Consider the following 21,500-nt stretch of genomic DNA (forward strand, 5'->3'; position numbering starts at 1 on the left):
GGTTACCTCATCCCATGATCTTGACCGCATTCTCTTTTATCTTCGTAACCATCTCGACAAGCCTTTTTTGCTTCGTGCCATCAAACAGCTTAATAAAACTTTGGGGTTTATCAAAAGGCGGCTTTATGAGTTCAGCCACACTGTCGATGTAGCCGTTCTGCACAATATAATCGACTACCTTTTTCACAAAAACAATTTGTGCCTGGCTGAGCGACTCATCGTTAATAAATTCAGAGAACGCGACAATCGCGGCTTCATATTCAAGCTTGGCAATTTTGCGCACCAGCAAGCCGAACGGAGTATCCTGAAATTCGCGTTGATAATCCTCTGCAGTGCCAAGCTCTCCGGTAAAGATCTTCTCCAGGCTCTCATAATCGAGCGCAGTAAGAGGAATGTTATTCCGAAGCTTATATATCGCCAGAGTGTCACGGTTCTGCTCAATATAACGGTTCACCTTCCGCTTATAATCCTCAAAATCATAGGCCTGGTACATGGCTTTCCCTTCACTGACCGTGAGTACTTCATCGGCGAGGTTCGTGTAAATGGGGGGCCTTTCCACCCCGTCTACTATAAACTTGACCAAGCTGCGCAGCTCCACACGCACCTTCTCAAAATTCAATAAATCCGAGCTTTCCCAGAACTCGTCTGTTCCGATCGTTTGGATAAGTGCTAGCTTTTCTTTGACTTGCGGAATGGTAGCACGCTTCAATAGGCTTGCTGATACATCGATCAATTGCTTCCTGCCCTTTTTGAATTGGGGCAATCTTTCAATTTGGGCGATCATTAACCCATACATGAAATTGTCAAAGCGCTTGGCGTGCTCGTCCGTATCCTCCATATAAACAATAGGGGCAAGATACGTAATCAGGTCGTGTTTATCCAAATCCGTCAGACAAACAAAAGCATCCGCAGCCTTATACTTCTCAACATACTGCAGCTGCAGCTTCACCGATACCAGTTCCGTGTTCAGCGCTTTTATTTGCTTGGTGACCGTTTCAATCAGGTCTGTACGAATCGTTTGGTAAGACTCATCGATGAAGGCGGCCTGCTGCATGTGGTGGATCAAACGAATCCGTTTTGCGAATATGGCTTCGGACAGGCTCTGGGTTTCATTGCCCTGCAGGCCCTCTTTGTGTTGGCGGAAGAACTCAAAATTCCCGAGATAATCGAAGATAACAAAGCGGATCTTGTCTTCTCCTTCGCCGAACAAATTCTTGCCCAGCCTTGTCCCGCGCCCGATCATTTGCCAGAACTTCGTTTTAGAGCGAATCCGCTTGAAAAACACCAAATTTACAATCTCCGGCACATCAATACCCGTATCCAGCATATCCACGGAGACGGCGATATGAGGCTCTTTATTCGCAACCTTAAAATCATCGATAAGGCTCTGGGCATAACTGTCGTCCGAGACAATCCGCTTGGCAAAAGAACCATGATACTGCGGATACAGCTTATTAAAACGCTCGATAATATATTGGGCGTGTTTTTTATTTTGCGCGAAGATGATCGTCTTCCCCAGCCTGTCACCGCCGGCCACCTTAATGCCCTTGGTCATTAAATCTTCCAGCACTCGATCCACGGTAGATTGGTTAAAAATAAATTCATTCACCGCAGGCGAGGGGATAAAATCAGGCATTTCGCCATCCTCGTCCGTAAAATCTTCTTCATACCGCGCCTTATCTTCCGCAGATAGATTATCATAGGCAATCCCCTGCTCCAGAAACCTCGTCGTAGTTTCTATGTTATGGTAAGGCACCAGCACGTGGTCAACCTCAACTGCGGTCTCATAGGCATAAGCGTAGGTGGGCACACCGCTCTCCATCTCGAAAAAATCGTACGTATTGCGGTCCACTTCCGTCTTCGGAGTTGCTGTCAAACCAACAATAATACCGTCAAAGTATTCAAATATCGCACGATACTTTTTGAAAATACTTCTGTGCGCTTCATCCACCACAATCAGATCGAAATGGGCGGGAGTAAACAGACGTTTGCCGTCATCTCCCTTGGCATTGTCAATCGCGTTAAGCATAGTCGGATAAGTGGAAAATACAATACGAGCCGTCTTATCATCCTTGTTGCTCAGCAGATTACAGAGGGACATATCCGGCAGGTAATTCTTGAAATCATCCTTTGCCTGTTTAACCAATGCCGTTCTGTCCGCCAAAAATAAAATGTTCGTTACATATCCGCCCCGCGATAAGACATCCGTCAAACTAGATGCTGTTCTCGTCTTCCCTGTACCTGTCGCCATGACGAGCAATGACCGTCTATGACCAGTCGTAATATTTTCGCAAACCGCACGGATGGCTTCCTTCTGGTAATAACGGTCTGTGATTTTATCGTCAATGAGCACTTCGTCCAACACTTTACGTTCGCTGCGGCGGTTCATCAGTTTTTCCAGATCGGCCTTGGAAAATATGCCGCTTACCTTACGCTGGGGAGAAGTTGTGTCATCCCATAGATAGGTTTCAAATCCGTTGGTAGTAAACATCATGGGACGTCTGCCCGTCATTTTCTCTAAACAATCTGCATACAGCTTGGCCTGATGGGTTCCGATCTTCGCATCTTTGGAGGTGCGCTTCGCTTCTATGATGGCAAGAGGCAGTCCGTCCTTGCCGTACATCACGTAGTCGGCATAGCCCTTCTCCTCATGATTAGGCATACCGTAAAGCTCCACTTCTTCCCGTACATCATCCCCGAAAGCCCAGCCAAGCAGCTTCAAGTCCACATCGATATATTTTTTGCGGGTACGAAACTCGGAGATATCTTCAGGTTTAAAATGACGCTCTTCCTTATGATGATCTTTATCAGCCGTAAGCCGGTCACTCATAGCTGCGATTTTGGCACGGAGCGCTTCGATTTCGGAGTCCTTTTGTTCGATTAAGCTGTCTTTCTCTTTGATTTTCGCTTCGTCAAGGACTACCTTTTCAGCAGGGATATGTTCTTCTGAGAAATGGCGTTCTTCATAGTTTACTCCGTAGCAATAATCCAACCACTGTATAAATTCAAACAGAGCGGAAAGAGAAAGAACAGCGTCACTCCGGCTGATGGCTTTATCGGTATGTACCGCCAGGTTTCCCAGCTTAATGATATAGGGCAGCTTGCCCCATGTCTGGTTCTCCATGGCGAATTTGAAAGAGGGCTCATGAATTAGCGCCTGCAAATTGTCCTTATAGGGCATGGTGATGGTGTTATCCGCAGCGTACACCCATTTCACGGCAAGCTCAAAAGCCTTCCGGCTTCCAACCGCCGCCATGGCAGGAGAGGTAGCAAGCACCCGCTCCGCTTCGATGCTGGCGGTAGCAAATAACGCATATTCAGTTTGCCCCTGTAAGAATTCAAAGTTTGCAGACATTGGGCTCACCTCTCAGTTTAGAAGATAGTTCGTTATTCACAATACTCGCTCATCAAGCTGTCAAACAAATATTGCGTTTCGTAAATCGCCTTCTTCACCAGAGCCTTTTGCTCATTGATCTTGGTGACGATCTCGGCGAATTGGTTTTGAAGTTCGAGCGGGGGAACTAATATCTCAAAACTTTTTATATCTTTAATTGATATATGCGGAACCGTCGTTTCAGTAATATTACAATGCATCAGAAATCTTTGGCTGCTAATCATCCAATTCATAAAAGACTGGTTCATATTTTTCGCTCTAATTCTCGCAGTTCGCTGGATGAGTAATGTAGGTAAGTCATATCGCGAGATTTGACCTATCTTAAATCCGCTTGAAATCCACGGTCGGTCCATTGCAAGAACAATATCATTTTCCTCAAGTAAATATTTTTCAAGCCCCAGTGAGCTGCTCCAATATTTTGCATCTTCCCAGGCTATCCTGTCCGGCATAATTATTAAGCCCCCACAAATCTTAATGCCATTTTCAGAATACTTACTACTATCGAAAGGATGGCCCGTTAATACATTTGCGTATTTTTCCAATAGATCAGTATCCCAACCTAATGAATTAGTCACTGGATCTCCAAACATCTCGATAAACTGCGACTTAATAAGGTTGTCCAGCTCCGCAAGCTGCTGTTTGCGCAAGGCAAGCAGTTCTGCGGCGGTGTCTAATGTTTTGGCGATTTGCTTTTGTGTTTCGACAGGTGGGAGTGGGATTTCTACACTCAAAATCTCTTTTTTTCCAACATTAATTTGTAAACCGCCACCAGCAAACCTTTTAAAGTGACTTCTTGCTTGTGGTTGACAAAGTGCATATTTTAAATATGCTCCGTCTACCTCTTTTAAAAACCGTAATCTGCCGACTCGTTGATTCAAAAGCATATTGTACCCTTGAGTTTCGACAACAGTAGGTACACCTAATATTTTTGGATCGTTTGCCATATCTGTCATAGCAATTATTACATCCCCATCACGGAGCAGATAGTTGGAATATTTCACGCTATAATTATCAGGAAGATATTTTGCATTGTATAAAGCATCAAAGGTAGCATTTGGTCTGATATTACTCATTCTACAATTTATTGTATTTGAATTACTGATATAGTCAGAAGATTTAAACGCATATCCGTTGTCTAAGTCACATATTTCACCCAACTTAACCTTCTCCCACTTACTCACCCAAAAGCCCCCTCAATTCCTCCATCTTGGCAGCAATATTAAGGTTCAAATCATCAAGCCGAGCCATGATCACTTCATGTTTATCATACTCCACTTTTTCATAAACAACTTCCTTATACTTGTTAATCGACAAATCATACTCATTAGCCTCAATCGCAGACTTCTCCACAAAGAAGCTAGCCTCAGTTGGGTTGCGATCCCGTTCACCCTCAAGGTTATGGAACCGAGCAAGGATGTCGGGAATGTCATTCGCCGCAACAGCAGAACGTTTATCGTCCAAAGAATACCCATCGGCCTTCATATCGTAAAACCAAACCTTATCCGTACTACCTGCACCCGTTTTAGTAAACAAAAGTATAGCCGTGCTAACACCTGCATACGGCTTAAAAACCCCGCTTGGCATGGAGATAACCGCCTGAAGCTGATGATTCTCTACCAGCTCCTTACGCAATGATTTATGTGCTTTGGTTGAGCCAAACAAGACACCGTCCGGCACTATACAAGCGCAGCGTCCACCCTTACGGAGAATCCGCAAGAAAAGAGCCACAAACAAAAGCTCAGTCTTTTTGGTATCGCAAACTGTCTTGAGGTTATCGTGAATACTCTCGGAATCAACTGTACCTGTAAATGGAGGATTGGCAAGGACGATATCATATGCCGAAGAAGTATTGTTCTGCTTTGATACACTGTCCACGTAGTCGATATGAGGCTGGTTGATCGAATGAAGCATCAGGTTCATGGCGGAAAGGCGCAGCATCGTGCGATCCGTATCGAACCCCGAGAACATATCGCCTGCAAAATGCTCCCACTGCTCGCTCGTCATCTCAGACTCATAGTTTTCTCTGATGTATTCAGCAGAAGATACGAGGAAACCCGCTGTACCGCAAGCCGGGTCACAAATCTTATCATTTGGTGTTGGGGCAAGCAGACGAACCATCATATCGCGAATATGCTTAGGCGTTCTAAACTGGCCGTTTTGACCGGCGGAAGCCAGCTTACCCAACATATACTCGTACAGGTCGCCCTGCATGTCCAAGTCTTTAATATCGTGTTCATACAGTTCATCCAGGCCTGTAATCATTTTCTGCAAAACTTGCGGTGTTGGGACCAAGAACATGGCATCCTGCATATAACGCGAAAAGGCAGTCGTATTGGCTCCATTCAAGGCTTTTATAAAAGGAAATACCTTCGTACCGACAATATCATAGATAATTCGGGAATCTTTTGTTTTAAATTTACTCCAGCGCATGGCCTGTCCATCTTCATCCTGCGGAAAAATCTTCGTCGTCACTTCCCCGCTTAATGCCTCAAAGCTCTCGTTTTCCAGTTCCTTTTCATCGAGGGATCGGATAAACATCAAGTATGTAAGCTGTTCTATAACGGTTAATGGGTTGGTGATCCCGCCTGCCCATATATCTGACCATATTTTATCAACCTTGTTGCGAATTTCTCCAGTTAGCATCTGTCTTGCTCCTATCTAAATCTTATAATTCGATCTTAACATCGTATTTAATAGTCCATTAGACTTATTCAACAATCAAACTGGTAGTTCCTTTATCCATCAGATTTTATTCCATAAGAATACATAATATTAACGACAACAATATGTCAGCAAATATATGTTAGCATGAAAATCACCTCCCGCTTGAGAGGCGAATGAGTTATTGCATTTTCATAACGTACTGTACCGCAGTTTATAAAAATATTGCACATTAACTTTTTTGTAATTAATCTGAGGACAACTCAACAATATCAATGTCGATATTTTTCTCGTATGAAAATATAGCGTAATTTACATAATCACTATCTTTTACAGAATAATAAACTATACCATTGTACCCAACATCTTTTGCAATTAAAGCAATAATATTGGTTATTATGTATTGCATTTTAAAATCCTTTTTTTCAATATCAGAGGGGACGGGTTCATCTATGAACCCTTGATATGAGAATCCGAAGATGGGATTAATTTTAAAAAATTTTAAAGGCTTTAAAATTCTCATTGTAGCGAAAGTGTACCCGTATTGCCCACTATTTTGAACTTCTTTATGAAGTACCTCCTTGGAATTTGCGCAGTATAGCACTGGCATTCCACTTACGTTGTATCTATTTTGACGAGTATCTTCTAGGGGAGGTTCCCACATTCTCGTTACTGGGTAAAGTTGTTCAGACTCATTTACCCTTGCTCTGTAAATTCTCTTAGATCTATGTGGCGTATAATAAAACCCCTTGTTATAAAGTCCATTAATTAGAGTAAGTATCTTATTGAAAACTTCATTTTTTGTAACAAAAAATTGATTTTTAATATAATCATTTCTAAGTGCTTCAAGTTCTTCGAATGTGCAAATATTTGCCAGTTCCTCAATGTCTTGTTTAATTTCTCCGTACGGGTCTCCATAAAAATAATTTTCAAAATACATAATATCTGATTTTGTGTACACTTCGGTATTTAAGTCAAAATCTCCATGGTCAACTTTTTCATGATAATCTATCCCACTGCCGTTATCACAATTTGGACACTCAATATGCTCAACTATATCTTCGTAGTGCTTCTCATCGAAGTTAGAAACTTCATAAATCAGGTCTTTTAATTCAGTTGAAGAGTTGTATTCTGAAAAAATTGCATCAGGGTCGTCATCATCATCATCAAATATTGAGTCAATACTATACTTTAAACCTTGCATAAAACTGCCGTGCCCGCATTCTTGGCATGACTGAATATTTCCCATCACGATTTCCGATATTTTTGAATATATCTCGTCCTTAACTTCCTCTAAGGTATCTACATCCTCCAGATATAAATCATCCCTATAAATATAAGAAGTACATGAGTCACAAGTCATATCTTCTTTTCTATTTACTATGGCGTAATTTTCAAAAAGGTCTAGTGGCACAATAAGCTTTGAATTAACAATGTTTTTTTCAATGTCTAAGAAAAACCCATACTCTTCGCATTTTTGGCACAACATAAATAACCTCCAAAAAATATAGAAATCTAAAACCGACCTAAATCAATTATGGTTCTAAGTATAAATAATTTAAATACTCGGCCTGTACTTTATATCCTTCCAATTCAAATTCAGCACATGTACCCATTAACTCGTAATCTATTTCAGTCTTAAAAGATTGAATCTTGCTTATTAGTTCGTCCAGATGTAACTTTCCGCCGTGGGAAAATAAATTAATTAATTGAAGCATCATATACACTGTTACTAAGTGCTTATCCCCTAAATGTAATTGAACTCTTTTATCCATCATCAGATAATAAATACTTACACTATCGGACAATTCCTTTATCCGTTCATCATTATCAAAAATGTATTCGATATTGTTTTTATTTGATAAAAACTGTTCATGCACTGGCAGTTGATTTCTGTACACTTTATTGAAAATACGTTGTGTATTCAGATGGTCTTCCGTAGGATTATATACATTTTCTTGCCATTTACACTCTATTATCAAAAGTATATTTTTATCTATATCATAAAGCGCCAAATCAATCTCGCTACCTTTAATTCCTTGCTGATGTGCTAGTTTTTGATAATCTTTTTCCATTTCAACTACAATATTAGAATGTTTTCTTGCTTTATCTGCTACCCAACTAACGATTGAATGTGCAATTGTATTTGTCCTATTCTTTATTTCAATGTCTTTGTAATAATGTCCATTTGGGATATTAAAATGCCAATCATTTAGTATAAAAGAACTAGGGACGAAATATATCTCTTCTCTATGGAAAATTAAAGGGAATTCTTGAAATGTACCCTCACCCTCGGTAGGAAAAGAAAAATACTGAAAGTAATTTCTTAGCTGCTCTCTCGGAATCCTTAATGCTCTATACACCATTTCAAATAGTAGGTCTTTGTTATATGAAAAGACTAGTGAATCTTGTATATTTGTATATCCCGGTATGCCTGCTAATTTGCAAAAGATTTTGTATTGACTTAATCCATAAAAGAACCCTACAAATTTACGTAAATTAGTCATTTGTTCTATTGACTCACTAATTATGTTCCCACCTAATTTTTCGAAGTCTCTATCTACTCTTGAGATGCATAGCTCAAGATAATCCCTATCTCCACATCTTTCTATTCTCTGCAACTGCTTGTGGTTCCGTGTAGCTAAATATTTGATAACACGTTGAGATGCCTCATACTCTCTTCTCATCCTCTCTTCGTCATATATCCCTCTATAGTAAATGGAAGCTTCGAGCATCGAATTCATAATTGATGGTTTTATTACTCTTACTTTGCTATCAATTATTTCAACCTTGTATTGGCCGTAAGAATTCATATCATTAAGTTTTAATTTATACTCATAATCGTCCCAAACTGCTTTAATTTGGGGATACAAATTCTTAAAATTAGTATACTCGTCCTTATCAAATATATATGTTGCGTTGCAACTTCCCTGCTTATTCATCTCTCTTACAAACCAGCTCATCGCATATCTTTCTTCTTCTATCCAGCTGATGTTACCCTCATTTTGAAGCTCAATGCAACGTTCCTCTAGCCTAAGTAGAGGATAAACAAGTATGTATCCAAGATTATTATTGTATTTCTGGAAATAGGAACTAACGAACGAATTAATTCGTTCGTTAAGCTCCCCTATTAGTTTTTGGCGAAATTCATATTCTTCTTGACGAGGATTTGATATCGACATTTAATACGACCTTTCTTAACTATGATATGCTTTTGCAATTTAGATTACACTACATGAAAAAGTTAATGTGAATCTCCAACTCTTTGTATTCTTATACTTTATTAGTTTACCGACTAAAGTCTTAGAAACAATACCGATTACTTTAATGGTTCGACTAATTCTGTCCATTTCCTTCCATATCAAGGACCAACCAAACTGTACTTAAAGGGAAGGAATAAACTAATTGTTTTAACAAACCTTAAATAGGGTAGAGATCTAGTTGTTTATTCAAGTTATGATAACGTGATCTGCACTGCACCCCTCATATTCTAAAGAAATGCCAGCCTGCATTTATACATCAGTTTTTATATCAACAGCATTTTGGAGGTGCTGTACTATAATAAATAATCCCCCTGTCCTAATCAAAAAGATTAAGTCTAACAACGCATCTCAGTTATTTGTATTACCCTTTACCACGAACGCCACACACTCCACATGTATTGAGTATCGGTCACTGGAAATAAGCTGAAATATGAGCGGTGGCGGTAAACTTGTAGTGAATGTTTACCTTACCATCCGTTTGAACCACAATCTTATTCACTAGCCGGTGTAGCATATCAGTCGTTAGTTCGTTAAGTTCCATGAACTGCTCAATTTCTTTTTTTTAAGCAGTCAAGCTTTGTAGCTTTTCCTGCATGTTTGAAAGATCCCTACTCTCACTTACTTCCCTATAATCCGTTTCTGTTGCTACGTTCATATTTGTCAATTCCTCCGTGCTATATATGCCAATAAGTATATTATTAGTTTTGACATGTTTTAATATATAAATTATACGTTTTGACACGATGGTTTTGACGGCTTTTTTTGCGCTTTGGTTTTGTATAATTTTTGACTATGGTTTGTAATGCGACTGAAAAGCAAAAACCAAGCCATCCATGAACTAATAAATGGAATTGCGTTTGATGAAAAAAGCTCATAATTAGTCATTGTCGTCTTTTATTGCTATATCGTTATATATGTGACCATAGCTTTTTCTTCGAAATTCAGTATCACTTGCGTATCGCGTCAAATACCATTCCATTTTATAATTGATTCATCGAATGAGAATGAGGTGGTAATTGTGGCGTCAAGTAAAAGAAAATATCCACTGTATAGATTAAACAAACCATTGCATGTACCTCATGAAGTTGTACGGTCAAAAGCAAACGGAGAGACAGACAGACTTTATTATATTTGCTTTGGAGAAGTGGATTGGGATGACACCGGCGATTACAGTAAATGTTACTACATCGTTCCACGTAGAAATAACAACCAGGAGGGCTGGAAATTTAATGCCCACATTTCGCCGGAAGACTTGGACGCTGTAATACATGCTCTTCAGCGTCTTAAAGCTAAAGTAGAACAATAGCTGAGAAATAACCGCCAAAATGGCGGTTATTTTCATTTAAATGTAATCATATCGAGAGTTGAAGCGGGCCGGTATCGAATCACAGCTATCTGCTGATGTTATAAGCTTGGGGGTTTGGTTTACAGTATTATCTTGCGGTGATTCTCAGAAAAGCTCAATTGCACTTCCACTCCAGGACCATCGTGTAACTTTACCACCGCCGCTGTGTTGGTTAGTGCTTCTTTTTGATGGAATCATAGTTTTATCAAATAACTGGTGCAAACGAAATACTGGGGTAAATACAAACAAACAGAAACTTATGAACATCCATTTTCTTATTTTTTCCAATCGTTTATAATGTCAATAAATATTATTTAGGTGGTAAAAATCGTGCCAAAATCGATAACTCAATCATTTTCGTCTTTTAAGCAAAATTTGGAGATTACTGACTTGCAAGGAGGTACTGTCTCCACCCGACAGAAGAATGTTCGCGGAGTCCTTGATAATGGTTTGACTGTCCTCGATTCATTTCTAACAGGGTCATATTCACGAAGCACAATGATTGCTCCTCTAAAGGAGGCAGACGTTGATATCTTTGTTGTATTGGATCCCAGCTACTATAAAAAGGATGGTCCTGCTTACCTCTTAGACAAAGTCAAAGGTGTTCTTCGGCAGGAATATAAAACACCTGATATAAGCCGAAACGGCCAAGCAGTAACTATTTGGTTTAGCGATTTTATGGTCGATGTAGTACCAAGTTTCTATAGACAAGGGGGAGGTTATTTAATCCCAAACACGATTACCAAACAATGGGTAGAAACTGACCCTAAAAAACACGTCACTCTTTTTTCACAAGCTAATCAATCACACAACTCTATGTTAAAGCCGGTTATCAAAATGTTGAAATGTTGGAATAAAAATATAAGCTTCGAGTTTAGCAATTTCCATATTGAAGTCTTGGCTTACCACATCTTCAACAACGTTCGTATCGATGATTATTCTTCAGGTGTCCGATACTTTTTTGATAAAGCACGAAGTGAGGTAAGAAAACAAAATCCTGACCCATCAGGATTTTCAGCCGATGTAGGTGCATATTTAAATTCAGAAGCTAAAATTCTCAAGGCTGTAAGTAATTTGACAACAGCATACAATCGAGCAGTTAAAGCGGAAACTAATGCCGCGGAGGGAAGGATCGAAGACGCGGTAAATGAATGGCGTAAAATATTCGGTAGTCGTTTCCCATCATACGGCTGAAAGGAAAACTAATGAGTAATCAGAGGATAGACACTATTGATCGGCACTTTGTCCCAGTAAAGAGACTTGAAAAAGTCAGTGAAATACTTTTTTGGGTTTTCGTAACTTTATCATTTAGCTTACTGTTTTTAGAGGACTTCCCTATAGTTAAAGAGTGGGTGAACTATGTATTTATCGTTGTCACAATAGCGTACAGCGTTGTATCGCTTTCTTTAGGATTATGGATCCTTCCAGCTGCACAAGGCCATCGATCAACCAATTTGATTGCTGATTCCCTTGGAGTAGCATTAGATAATGAGACAACCAATAAATATTATAATAACAAACAGCAGCCCTCACTTATTAGATTAGGTCTAAACATATTTGAGAACTCACTGTTCTCGTTAAAAATATCTTCAAGAATGCTTGTTTCTGAGCGAGTGAAAATTTGTATTTGGATTGTGGTAATGTTTATAGTCATCCTATCGAGGAAGACTTCATCAGACCTAATCTCAGTAGTGGCACAAACAGTATTTACAACGTCGTTATTAAGTGATTATTTGCGATTAGAAATTTCCCGATTCCAGTTCCAAAGAGTTTTTAATGAGAGTTGGAACGTATTCCTTAATGGGATTCCTTCTATTGACCAATCCATCACAGGCGTTATCTTAAATTTAGCAACAAGATACGAAGCGATAAAGTCCTCAATGACTGTAAGTTTGGATACCGATATTTTCAAAGAGATCAACCCTTCCGCAACACAAAAGTGGGAACAAATAAAAGCAAGACTAAACATCGAATAGGTATGCTCTAATATTTTGCAGTTGAAGCAGCACCTTATTTGGGATTAACGTATGATCCCCGCGGCAAGCATCATCAAGCGATGGTCCTTTTTAGTAATTAGGTGTAAGTTGTTCCTCTCCCCTCCCAATTAAAAATCCCCTCCGCGTTTACAGGAGGGGATTAACCACCGTTACTTTTCGTTTATTATTTTCCATTCCACACTAACAGTAAACAGCACTCCACATGCACCGTATGCGGAAACATATCCACTGGCGTCACCTCGGCGACGCGGTAGCCGCCGTCTACGAGGTGACGCAGGTCGCGCGCGAGCGTAGCCGGGTTGCACGACACGTACACGATGCGCTCGGGGCGCATCGTGACCAACGTGTCGAGCAGCACGGCGTCGCAGCCCTTGCGCGGCGGGTCCACGACGACGACGTCGGCGGAGATGCCCTGCTGCTTCCACGCGGGAATCACTTCCTCCGCTTTGCCCACGGCAAAGTCGGCGTTCGTGATTCCGTTCAGCAGGGCATTGCCGCGCGCGTCGGAGATCGCTTCAGGGACGATCTCAACGCCGTACACATGCTTCGCATGCTGTGCCAGGAACAGGGTGATCGTCCCAATCCCGCAGTACGCGTCAATGACGGTCTCCTGACCTGTCAATGCCGCGTACTCCAAAGCTTTCCCGTACAGGACCTCGGTTTGTACCGGGTTCACCTGATAAAAGCTTCGCGCCGAAATTGCGAACTTTACATCACCTATCGCATCATAGATAACCTCGCGGCCCCATAAGACACGAGTCACATCCCCAAAAATCACATTCGTCCGAGCCGTATTCACGTTCTGACAAATGCTCTCCACACCTGGTATGACTGCACGAATACCTGCAATCCACTCATCCACATGTGGGATTTTGTCCCCGTTCGTCACGAGGACGACCATGATTTCGCCAGTTTTGAAGCCGTATTTCACGACCACATGGCGCAGCAGGCCTGTCCCGCTCTCTTCGTTATAAGCGCGCACGCCCAAACGGCTCCCGATCTCTTTGATCCGGCGCACGACGTCGTCGTTCTTTTCATGCTGGATCAGACAAGCTTCCATATCAATGATCCGATGGCTGCCCTGCGCATAAAAGCCGCCCACCAAGCCGCCCTCTTCCTCACCAAAAGGAACCTGCGCCTTGTTCCGGTACCGCCAAGGATCCTCCATACCAAGGGTCGGATGAACGATGATCCCGTCTGTTTCATTAGATGCAGAGCCGCCAAGAGCGGAGGCAGCCGATGTTTGGCCACTTGAAGTTATACTTGAAGCACCCGCCGGAGCAACCGTCAGTTTCCCGATCCGCTCCAGGTTGTCCACCACTTGCTGGCGCTTTTGCTCCAGCTGGGCCTCGTAGCTGAGATGCTGCAGCTGACAGCCGCCGCACTGCTTGTAGATCGGGCAAGGTGCCTCTACCCGGTTCGGGCTCGCCTCCAATATCTCCAGCAATTTGGCGTAACCGTAGCTTTTCTTGACCTTCATCACCTTAGCCCGGACCTTCTCCCCAGGCAGCGCACCCTGCACAAACAGCGTGAACCCGTTCGCACGCCCCACACCCTCGCCGTCGTGGCTCAGGCCGATAATGTCGGCGATGACCTCTTCATTTTTGGAGACAGGCAGATCGTCCCGTTCTTTGGGCTCCGTGGTTTGTGCCCGGTTCCCCGCCGCACCCTGCTGGCGTCCTGCGCCGCCTCCGCGCCATTTTCGCTTGCTAGCCATATCTATAAGTCCACTCCATCGCTATCTGAATTGTTTTCCCGCCAAAACAATAACAAGGAGCATCTCTGCTCCCCGCCTGGTTCCGCTCTATGATTTCCATTATAACCGATTCCGCCGAAGTCCAACATCCACACTTGCAAAGGTTTTGGGGGTTGATAAGATATTCAAGCCCACAAACGCTTTTCCCATTTCACATCAATGCGTCGTATAAGTACTCTTCCCGTTCTCATCCACAAAAATCTGCAAATGCGAAGGCAGCATCTCAAACGTGCAAGGCAGCACGCCGCCGAACTCTCCGTCGAGGTTGAGCTGCACATAGTCGGTTGTCGTGATCTGCACATGCTTCGTCTGAAAATAAATAACATGAGGATCATTCATATGCTCCCCGCGCAGCGCCATGCCGGCGATTCGGATGAACTCTGCTAAGTTACATTTTTTCAAAATGAGCACGTCGAACATGCCGTCGTTCAAGCTCGCATCCGGCGCCAGCTTCTCGAAGCCGCCTACCGAGTTGCTGTTGGCGATTAGGAACAGCATGACTTCCTCGTGCAGCTGTACTTCCTCCGCCGTCAGGTAAATCTCAATCGGGCGCAACCGCGGCAGCTTTTCCAGGCCCTTCATATAATATGCCAGTTGTCCGATCATGGTCTTCAGCTTGCTGGGCACCTCATACGTGAGCTCCGTCAGGGACCCGCCGCCGGCAATATTAATGAAGTACTTGTTGTTCGCCTTGCCCACATCGATCGGCTGGGTGTAGCCCTGGATGATCAGGTCGCAGGCATACTCCAAAGCCTTCGGAATCCCCAGCGCACGCGCAAAATCATTCGTAGTCCCGAGCGGCAAAATCCCCAGTTGAGGCCGGTACTCCTTGTCCGCCATGCCGTTGATGACCTCGTACAGCGTTCCGTCGCCGCCCGCCGCAATGATGATGTCGAAGCCCCGCTCAATCGCCTCGGCTGCCGCCAGCGTAGCATCCCCTTCGCCGATGGTCGCATGGCAGGAAGTTTCGATGCCGCCCTGCTCCAGCCGCTGCAGAATTTCCGGCAGCCGCCGCTTGATTTCCTCCCGTCCAGAGGACGGATTATAGATCAACCTTGCTCTTCTCACCATGCGATCATCACCCAACGCCTTTTCTACTATCTATATTCAGGAGCCCGCCAAAATATCGGCCCCGCCGTTCAACACCGCATCAATCCGTTTCTCCATCCACCGCGCCAGCAGCGGATCGGGGAGCAGCGCCCGCCCGTTATATCGGTAATCTAACCCTTCCAGCCTGCCGGGAATCACCGTTTCCGTAAAATACCCCTCACTCAAGAAAAATGGCGCCACCACCACGCCCCAATCCGGGCGTTCCGCGGTCCACCGGCGAACCTTCTCTCCCGCTTGTTCCGGCAGCAGCATAGCCGTATCCACGGCGGCAAAACCGCCCAGCCGCCCGATCTGCTCCGCCAGCGAGCGCAGCACTTCCTGCCACGCTTCGTGGAAGCCAGCTTCCTTGCTGCCATGGCCCACCACCAGCAGCACTTCGCGGGACGGTACGGTCGACAGCTCCCGTACTTTCTCCCACATCAGTGCTGCGATGTCCGGGTCCGCATCAATCGGACCCGTCCAATGAACCCGGGCCGACCGCCTCATATACGGCAGGTCGGTTTCCAGCTTCGGCTCCGGTACTACGCCGAGCGACCAGCTGATCTCGTCCACGTGCGTACTGCCCGAGGACACGAACAGCGGCACGGCGATGATGTCCGTCACGCCTGCCGCTTCCAGCCGGTCTATTCCGTCCTGGATCAGCCGCCCCTCGACAATTTCGAGGAACGAGCACTCGACCGGCACGCCCTCCGGCACCTTCACCTGGCTCACCGCTTCATCCACCAGCCGCACCCATTCCGGACTGCGCGAACCGTGACTGATAATCAGCACCCCGTAACGGCGGGAATCCGCCTTAGACTTACCTTCTGCAGCTTTTGACCCAACCTCCGCAGGTCCTGCCTCCGATTGCCCGTCCTCCGCAAACCCAGCCGCCTCAAGGGCTTGCTCCATCTCATCCTGAAAGGCCATGCGAGACCTCTCCTTTCAATTTTCCGAGTCTTTTCCAGCTAATTTCATGCTATCGAAACGGGGGGAGAAAGTCAACAAAACCCCGCTTCTCCTGGCCTAGATTGCAATAAAATATAGCGTTCAGTATATGACACCCGAAAAATAGCTTGCCGGGGAGCGACAAAATAGAGTAGGCCCATGCGCAATTGCATGGGCCTTCACAGATCCGTACGTGCGGGTCATCGCATACGGCTCCTCCGTGCTTATCCCCTTTGGGGATGATGTTACTTCTGTTCCACTTCCTTTGCCAGCTTCATGACTTCCTCCCAGCCTTGCTGGGGTGTCATTTTGTCAAACATGATTTGCTGCACGATATTGTCATACTCCTTGTTTGAAGCAAACTTTGCCCAACCGCCCTTCGTTCCGGGACCCGGATCGAATGACTTGCCGCCGTCTTTCACGACCTCCGCGATGAGCGCATTGCCCGCCTTGTCATTGGCATTGAACTTCGGCATCAAGTACTCGACAATTGGCTTGGATACCGGCATCCCGCGGCTCGTGCCAAGAATATCAGCCGCCTCTTTATCGTTAATGAACCAATCGATGAACTTCTTTGCTTCTTCCTGCTTCTTGCTGTCGGGGCTGACGCTCCAGTACATGGACGCCTTCACCCAACTGCCTGCTTCCGTGCCTCTCGGCAGCGGTATTAAGGCGAAACTTCCCGGTTTCAAGGAATCGAAGCCGCCCAATTCGGCCGCATGCGAAAGCTTCATCATGATCTTCTCTTGTCCGAGCAGGTCCATCTTCGCATCAAAATTTTTATCCGATACTGTTACGTCCGGCGGTGTCATAAATCCGCCTTTGCGAAGCTCCTGCATTTTGGCCATATAGGTAATCCAGCTGTCTTTGTCATAATTAAATTTGCCTTCGGCTGTCCGCGGATAGCCTTTTCCCCGGCTAAGCTGGAAAGAGGTAAACGCCGTGTTGTCAACAGTTAAGTCCTTTATTAAATATTGGTCCTTAGCCAGCTTCGGTTTGATATCCTTCGCTAATTGAAACAGTTCGTCATACGTTTTCGGCGGCTGCACTCCGAGTTTGTCGAATACGACCTTGTTATAAATCATTCCGAGCGCGTTATTGCCCAGGGGTACCGCAAACACCTTGCCTTCATATGTCCCGGTATCGAGCAGCGCCTTGTCCACTTCGTTCGTATTGACCGTCGAAAGATCGGCCAGCCGGCCTGAGCTCGCCCAATCGTTAAACCATGCCGCATCCATTTGGAACACATCCGGCGTATTTCGTGCCGCCGCTTGCGTCGTCAGCTTGTCTACATATCCGTCGAACGCCTGATATTCGGGTTCGAACGTGACATGAGGATTCTTCTTGGTGTATGCCTCCAGCGCCTTCAAAGTAGCGTCATGGCGAGGCTGCGAACCCCACCATAAAATGCGCAGGTTTACCGGAGTTTTGCCGGGGGACACTTCCGATGCGCCTGGCGCGTTGGCGGGGGCGGCTTCCTCCTTCACACCGCAAGCGCTTACAGATAAGCCCAAAAGCAGAGATGAGAGTAAAACGGCCGTAAGTTTCATTCCTTTTATTCGTTTCATTGATCGTATCCCCTTTCTTTATTTTATTCCACAGGCTTATCGTACCTGCTTCGGGAACACCTGACTATGTGAGAGATGCACAATCTCTTTCATTATTTTACGAATGTTTCAGCTAGGGGATTTTTACATAATCGCTCGGATTCCGCCCCGTGTGCTTCTTGAACAACGTGGTGAAATACGGCACGTTCTTGTACCCAACACGTTCGGCGATTTCGTAGATCATCAGCTTCCCTTCCATGATCATGCACTTCGCCTTCTCCATACGCACCCTGGTTACGTAATCGTTAAACGTCTCTCCCGTTGAGCTCCGAAAAATATTACTTAAATAATTACGGGAAATGAACACCTTCTCCGCCAGTTCAGCAAGACGGATATCCTCCGCGTAATGCTCGTGGATGTAATCGGTCATGAAATCAACAGCCTGCTTGTGCTTCAAATTCTCGCTGCGGCTGAATCTTCTGCAAATCTCGGAAACCTGCGACCCGGCCCACTCCTTGAACTGCTCCAGAACCGAAATCGACCGGATCCTGCGGTGCACTTCCTCTTGGGGAAAGCTATCTTCAAGGAGAATACCGGAAGAATACATCGTGTAGGAGAAAATCGCCCACAACTCCGAAGCCGTCTGCTGAAGCATCGCTGAGGACAACGCCGGATATTTCGCAATCTTCCCGCAGTAAGTCACAAGCGCAGCTTCCGCCCGGGATGCCTCCAAGCCTCGCAGTGCCTCCGCCATTTCTTGATAAAAGCGGACGCTCTGAAGCTCAACCGACGGATCTTTGTCGGCACCCTTGGGATTGTAACGGAATACCGGCACCGTCGTATCCGGGGTAGTACGTCGGTCATGAAGCGCTTGGAACGCCTCTTCCGTAGATTCCGCCGCACAGCTTAGCATAGGCTTGATCCTGCCTATCCCGACCTGCATTCGGATACGCAAATAATGGGCAGCTGCTTCAATGACGCTTCTCGCCAACTGCTCCGCTTGGGTACTAAACCTTTCTTCCGCAAATGCCTGAGGCTGCTTTAAGAGCAGCGCCATATAATGCCCATGCAGCTCTACAAAATATCCCTCCATACCATGAAGCTGCTTCAGCTCCTTGACGATGTTGCCAACGGCAAACCTGAATAAATTCCAATTGCGGGTATTCATCCCCTCCATACGGTCGTTTCGAACAATCTCGAGAACCATCGCAAGATATGCGCCATCGTCCTCTACTGTAACTATGTCGTTTACTGGCATCATACCGGTGACCCATCCCCGAATCCGTTCTTGCTCGACAAACGGCTCATAGAGCTCAAGCTTACGTCTCAATTCATTCTCTTCGACCCTGTGCATATTCCTCTCTTCGAGCTCGGCGATGAGCTTTCCAAGAACATCCTTCAGCGTATTCACTGTGATCGGCTTCGATAAATAATCATCCACCCCGAGACGAAGCGCCTGGCGCGCGTATTCGAAGTCCGAGTAGCCGCTGAGGATCACAATTTTTCCCGGAAACTGCTCCCGCCTGAGCTGATCTATCATGTCGAGTCCGTTTTTCACAGGCATGTATATATCCGATATCACTATATCCGGTTCCTGCTCCGTGATGATGCGGGCCCCCGCTTCCCCGTCCATGGCCTCACCGACAAGCTCGAGATCCAGCTGCTCCCACGGAATCAGTCGTTTCATCCCATGAAGCGTTTGCCGGTCATCATCCACAATTACGATTTTCCACATGTTCGTCGCCTCCCAGCTCCAGCTGCTGAACTATTCGCGGTATGAAAATGAGGACCTCGGTGCCCCCTTCAGCACGTCTGTCAATGGTTATACCGTACGATGGCCCGAAATACGCCTGGACCCGTTCCATCACGTTGCGTATCCCATAGCCGCCAGTTTTTCTGCGCCGCATCTTGTTCCAATCCGGAGGGATACCGGTGCCGTTATCGGTGATACGGCATAGGACGCCTTCCCCCTGACCGGTTATCCGTATATGGACCGCACCCGTAAGCCGGCCATGGAAGCCGTGAAGAATCGCGTTCTCCACGAACGGTTGCAGCGTAAGCTTGGGAATGAGCAGCTCCCGCAAACCATCGTCTATTTCAACGGAATAGCTCAAACCTTCTTCCCACTTCAGCTGCTGAATCTGCAGGTAGCACTCCACATGCGCAAGCTCATCGTCCAGCGGGATGAAGCTCTCACCGTTCGACAGGCCGATGCGGAACATACGGCCCATTAATTCCAGCACGTGACTGATCCGGTTCTGACCGGCCTCAATCGCCATCCAGTTCAGCTGATCCAGCGTATTGTAGAGAAAATGCGGGTTGATCATGGCCTGAAGCGCCTTGATTTCCGCTTCGCGCTGCGCTTTATATTGCCGTTCAAGTGAAGCGTACAGCTCTTCGATACGTTCAATCAGCTTGCGGTAGCCGCCGAATAAGCTTCCGAACTCATTCCGGTACGTCTCCGGGAATTCCTTGATCTGACGTCCAACGGAATAGGCGCTCATTAGAGTAAGCAGCTGACGGATCGGTGCCGTGAAATTTCTTGCCAGGAATAGTGTAAAGAAGAGCGCTGCTATGACCGACGCGCCCCCCACCAGGACGAGCGTCTTCGCCAGCTTTATACTTCCGCGCGTAATATCCCGCCAAGGCGTCAGCTCCACAAGCTGCCAGCCTTCCTGGAACGATTTAGTCCAGACCATAAGGAGATCTTTCTCGGGATGCAGGCTCTCCTTCGCCAAATGATTATGCTTGTACCCCGATTCTCCCTCTATGTGCTCCATTAGCTGTTCCAGCTCCTTGTGGTAGGGGACCGGGCGCGTACTCATCAACAGCCGATCCCCGCCATCGATCACCATCCGGTGTGCCGCCGACTTATCCCCGCTGAGGAGTTGCTGCAGCGCTTTCAACTTCACATTCATCACCAAATAACCCAAATTCGGATTCGAGTTCGATGAAATATGCCGAACGAAGCTGAGCACCGGCAGGTTGCCTTGGGAAGCACCGGCCTCCCTTCCTCCGATCCACACAAAATCCGCCTTCTCAACCAATGGATACCAAGCCTGTTCCTTCATATACTCCCGGGGCAAAAACTGCACGTCGCTCATGGTGTCAATTACGGTAGGTTCATCCATGTAGACCTCGATGGAGTGAAGAAACGGCGAGCTGTTGACAATCGGATTCAGATAATCCTGGCTTACATCCATCCTCGCTTTATTCCTCGGGTAATAGTCGCCTTTTAAATTCATGTAGTTCAGAAACGCCGAATTCTGGGACAGCGCGAGCGAGGTTTGCTCCACAGTTCTCAGCTGAATGGCAAGCTGTTTATTCAGTTCCTTCAGCATTCCCTGCTGATAAAACGATGTACTGGCGGCCTGATCACGTGCGGACAAATAGTAACTGACACCTGAAATGACAGCGATTAATAGTGCGATGAACACAGCAAAGCTTAAGAACAGCACATAATCGATCCGATAGCGGCGAAACGGATTCACTCTCAGCAT

General features: G+C 45.5%; 14 protein-coding genes. 2 read left to right on the forward strand and 12 right to left on the reverse strand.

The genetic code is table 11. The features are described from left to right. Nucleotides 1–7 precede the first annotated feature (7 nt). The 6 genes from ACFSUF_RS03075 to ACFSUF_RS03100 all read right to left on the reverse strand — a co-directional run bounded on the left by ACFSUF_RS03075 (nucleotide 8) and on the right by ACFSUF_RS03100 (nucleotide 9,871). Nucleotides 8–3,355 carry a DEAD/DEAH box helicase family protein gene (locus tag ACFSUF_RS03075; RefSeq protein WP_377599982.1) on the reverse strand — a complete coding sequence of 1,116 codons (3,348 nt, stop codon included), beginning with the start codon at nucleotides 3,353–3,355 and terminating at the stop codon, nucleotides 8–10. A gap of 32 nt (nucleotides 3,356–3,387) precedes the next feature. After that, entirely contained in the window at nucleotides 3,388–4,575 is a 1,188-nt protein-coding gene (locus ACFSUF_RS03080) for a restriction endonuclease subunit S (protein WP_377599984.1), read from the reverse strand. After that, a complete protein-coding gene (locus ACFSUF_RS03085) occupies nucleotides 4,568–6,037 on the reverse strand; it encodes a type I restriction-modification system subunit M (protein WP_377599985.1) in 1,470 nt (489 codons plus the stop codon). Before ACFSUF_RS03085 ends, ACFSUF_RS03080 begins: the two co-directional genes overlap by 8 nt. A 265-nt stretch (nucleotides 6,038–6,302) precedes the next feature. After that, nucleotides 6,303–7,544: a hypothetical protein gene (locus ACFSUF_RS03090; RefSeq protein ID WP_377599987.1), complete on the reverse strand. Its 1,242-nt coding sequence runs from the start codon at nucleotides 7,542–7,544 to the stop codon at nucleotides 6,303–6,305. Between the two features lie 46 nt (nucleotides 7,545–7,590). After that, on the reverse strand, nucleotides 7,591–9,237 hold the full coding sequence (locus ACFSUF_RS03095) for a hypothetical protein (RefSeq protein ID WP_377599988.1): 1,647 nt from the start codon (nucleotides 9,235–9,237) through the stop codon (nucleotides 7,591–7,593). Nucleotides 9,238–9,727: 490 nt separating this feature from the next. Then, on the reverse strand, nucleotides 9,728–9,871 hold the full coding sequence (locus ACFSUF_RS03100; protein ID WP_377600240.1) for a DUF4368 domain-containing protein: 144 nt from the start codon (nucleotides 9,869–9,871) through the stop codon (nucleotides 9,728–9,730). A gap of 1,122 nt (nucleotides 9,872–10,993) precedes the next feature. Here ACFSUF_RS03100 and ACFSUF_RS03105 point away from each other — a divergent pair. Together ACFSUF_RS03105 and ACFSUF_RS03110 are read left to right on the forward strand one after the other, a co-directional pair. Next, on the forward strand, nucleotides 10,994–11,857 hold the full coding sequence (locus ACFSUF_RS03105) for a CBASS oligonucleotide cyclase (protein ID WP_377599990.1): 864 nt from the start codon (nucleotides 10,994–10,996) through the stop codon (nucleotides 11,855–11,857). A gap of 11 nt (nucleotides 11,858–11,868) precedes the next feature. Next, nucleotides 11,869–12,639, forward strand: coding sequence for a hypothetical protein (locus ACFSUF_RS03110; protein WP_377599992.1), 771 nt, complete (start codon nucleotides 11,869–11,871; stop codon nucleotides 12,637–12,639). A 184-nt stretch (nucleotides 12,640–12,823) separates the two neighbouring features. Here ACFSUF_RS03110 and rlmD read toward each other — a convergent pair whose 3' ends face one another. From rlmD to ACFSUF_RS03140, 6 genes are all read right to left on the reverse strand, one after another. Next, nucleotides 12,824–14,377: a 23S rRNA (uracil(1939)-C(5))-methyltransferase RlmD gene (gene rlmD / locus ACFSUF_RS03115; protein ID WP_377599994.1), complete on the reverse strand. Its 1,554-nt coding sequence runs from the start codon at nucleotides 14,375–14,377 to the stop codon at nucleotides 12,824–12,826. Nucleotides 14,378–14,572: 195 nt separating this feature from the next. Beyond that, nucleotides 14,573–15,487, reverse strand: a complete 915-nt coding sequence (locus ACFSUF_RS03120) for a diacylglycerol kinase (RefSeq protein WP_377599996.1) — start codon at nucleotides 15,485–15,487, stop codon at nucleotides 14,573–14,575. A gap of 36 nt (nucleotides 15,488–15,523) precedes the next feature. Next, complete coding sequence (locus ACFSUF_RS03125; protein ID WP_377599998.1) at nucleotides 15,524–16,435, reverse strand: sirohydrochlorin chelatase; 912 nt, start codon at nucleotides 16,433–16,435, stop codon at nucleotides 15,524–15,526. A 263-nt stretch (nucleotides 16,436–16,698) separates the two neighbouring features. Further along, on the reverse strand, nucleotides 16,699–18,021 hold the full coding sequence (locus tag ACFSUF_RS03130; protein WP_377599999.1) for an ABC transporter substrate-binding protein: 1,323 nt from the start codon (nucleotides 18,019–18,021) through the stop codon (nucleotides 16,699–16,701). Between the two features lie 112 nt (nucleotides 18,022–18,133). Next, nucleotides 18,134–19,735 carry a response regulator transcription factor gene (locus ACFSUF_RS03135; RefSeq protein WP_377600000.1) on the reverse strand — a complete coding sequence of 534 codons (1,602 nt, stop codon included), beginning with the start codon at nucleotides 19,733–19,735 and terminating at the stop codon, nucleotides 18,134–18,136. After that, entirely contained in the window at nucleotides 19,710–21,500 is a 1,791-nt protein-coding gene (locus ACFSUF_RS03140) for a cache domain-containing sensor histidine kinase (protein WP_377600002.1), read from the reverse strand. Before ACFSUF_RS03140 ends, ACFSUF_RS03135 begins: the two co-directional genes overlap by 26 nt.

This window comes from Paenibacillus gansuensis (assembly GCF_042684925.1).
In the GTDB taxonomy this organism is placed as follows: Bacteria; Bacillota; Bacilli; order Paenibacillales; family DY6; genus Paenibacillus_N; species Paenibacillus_N gansuensis.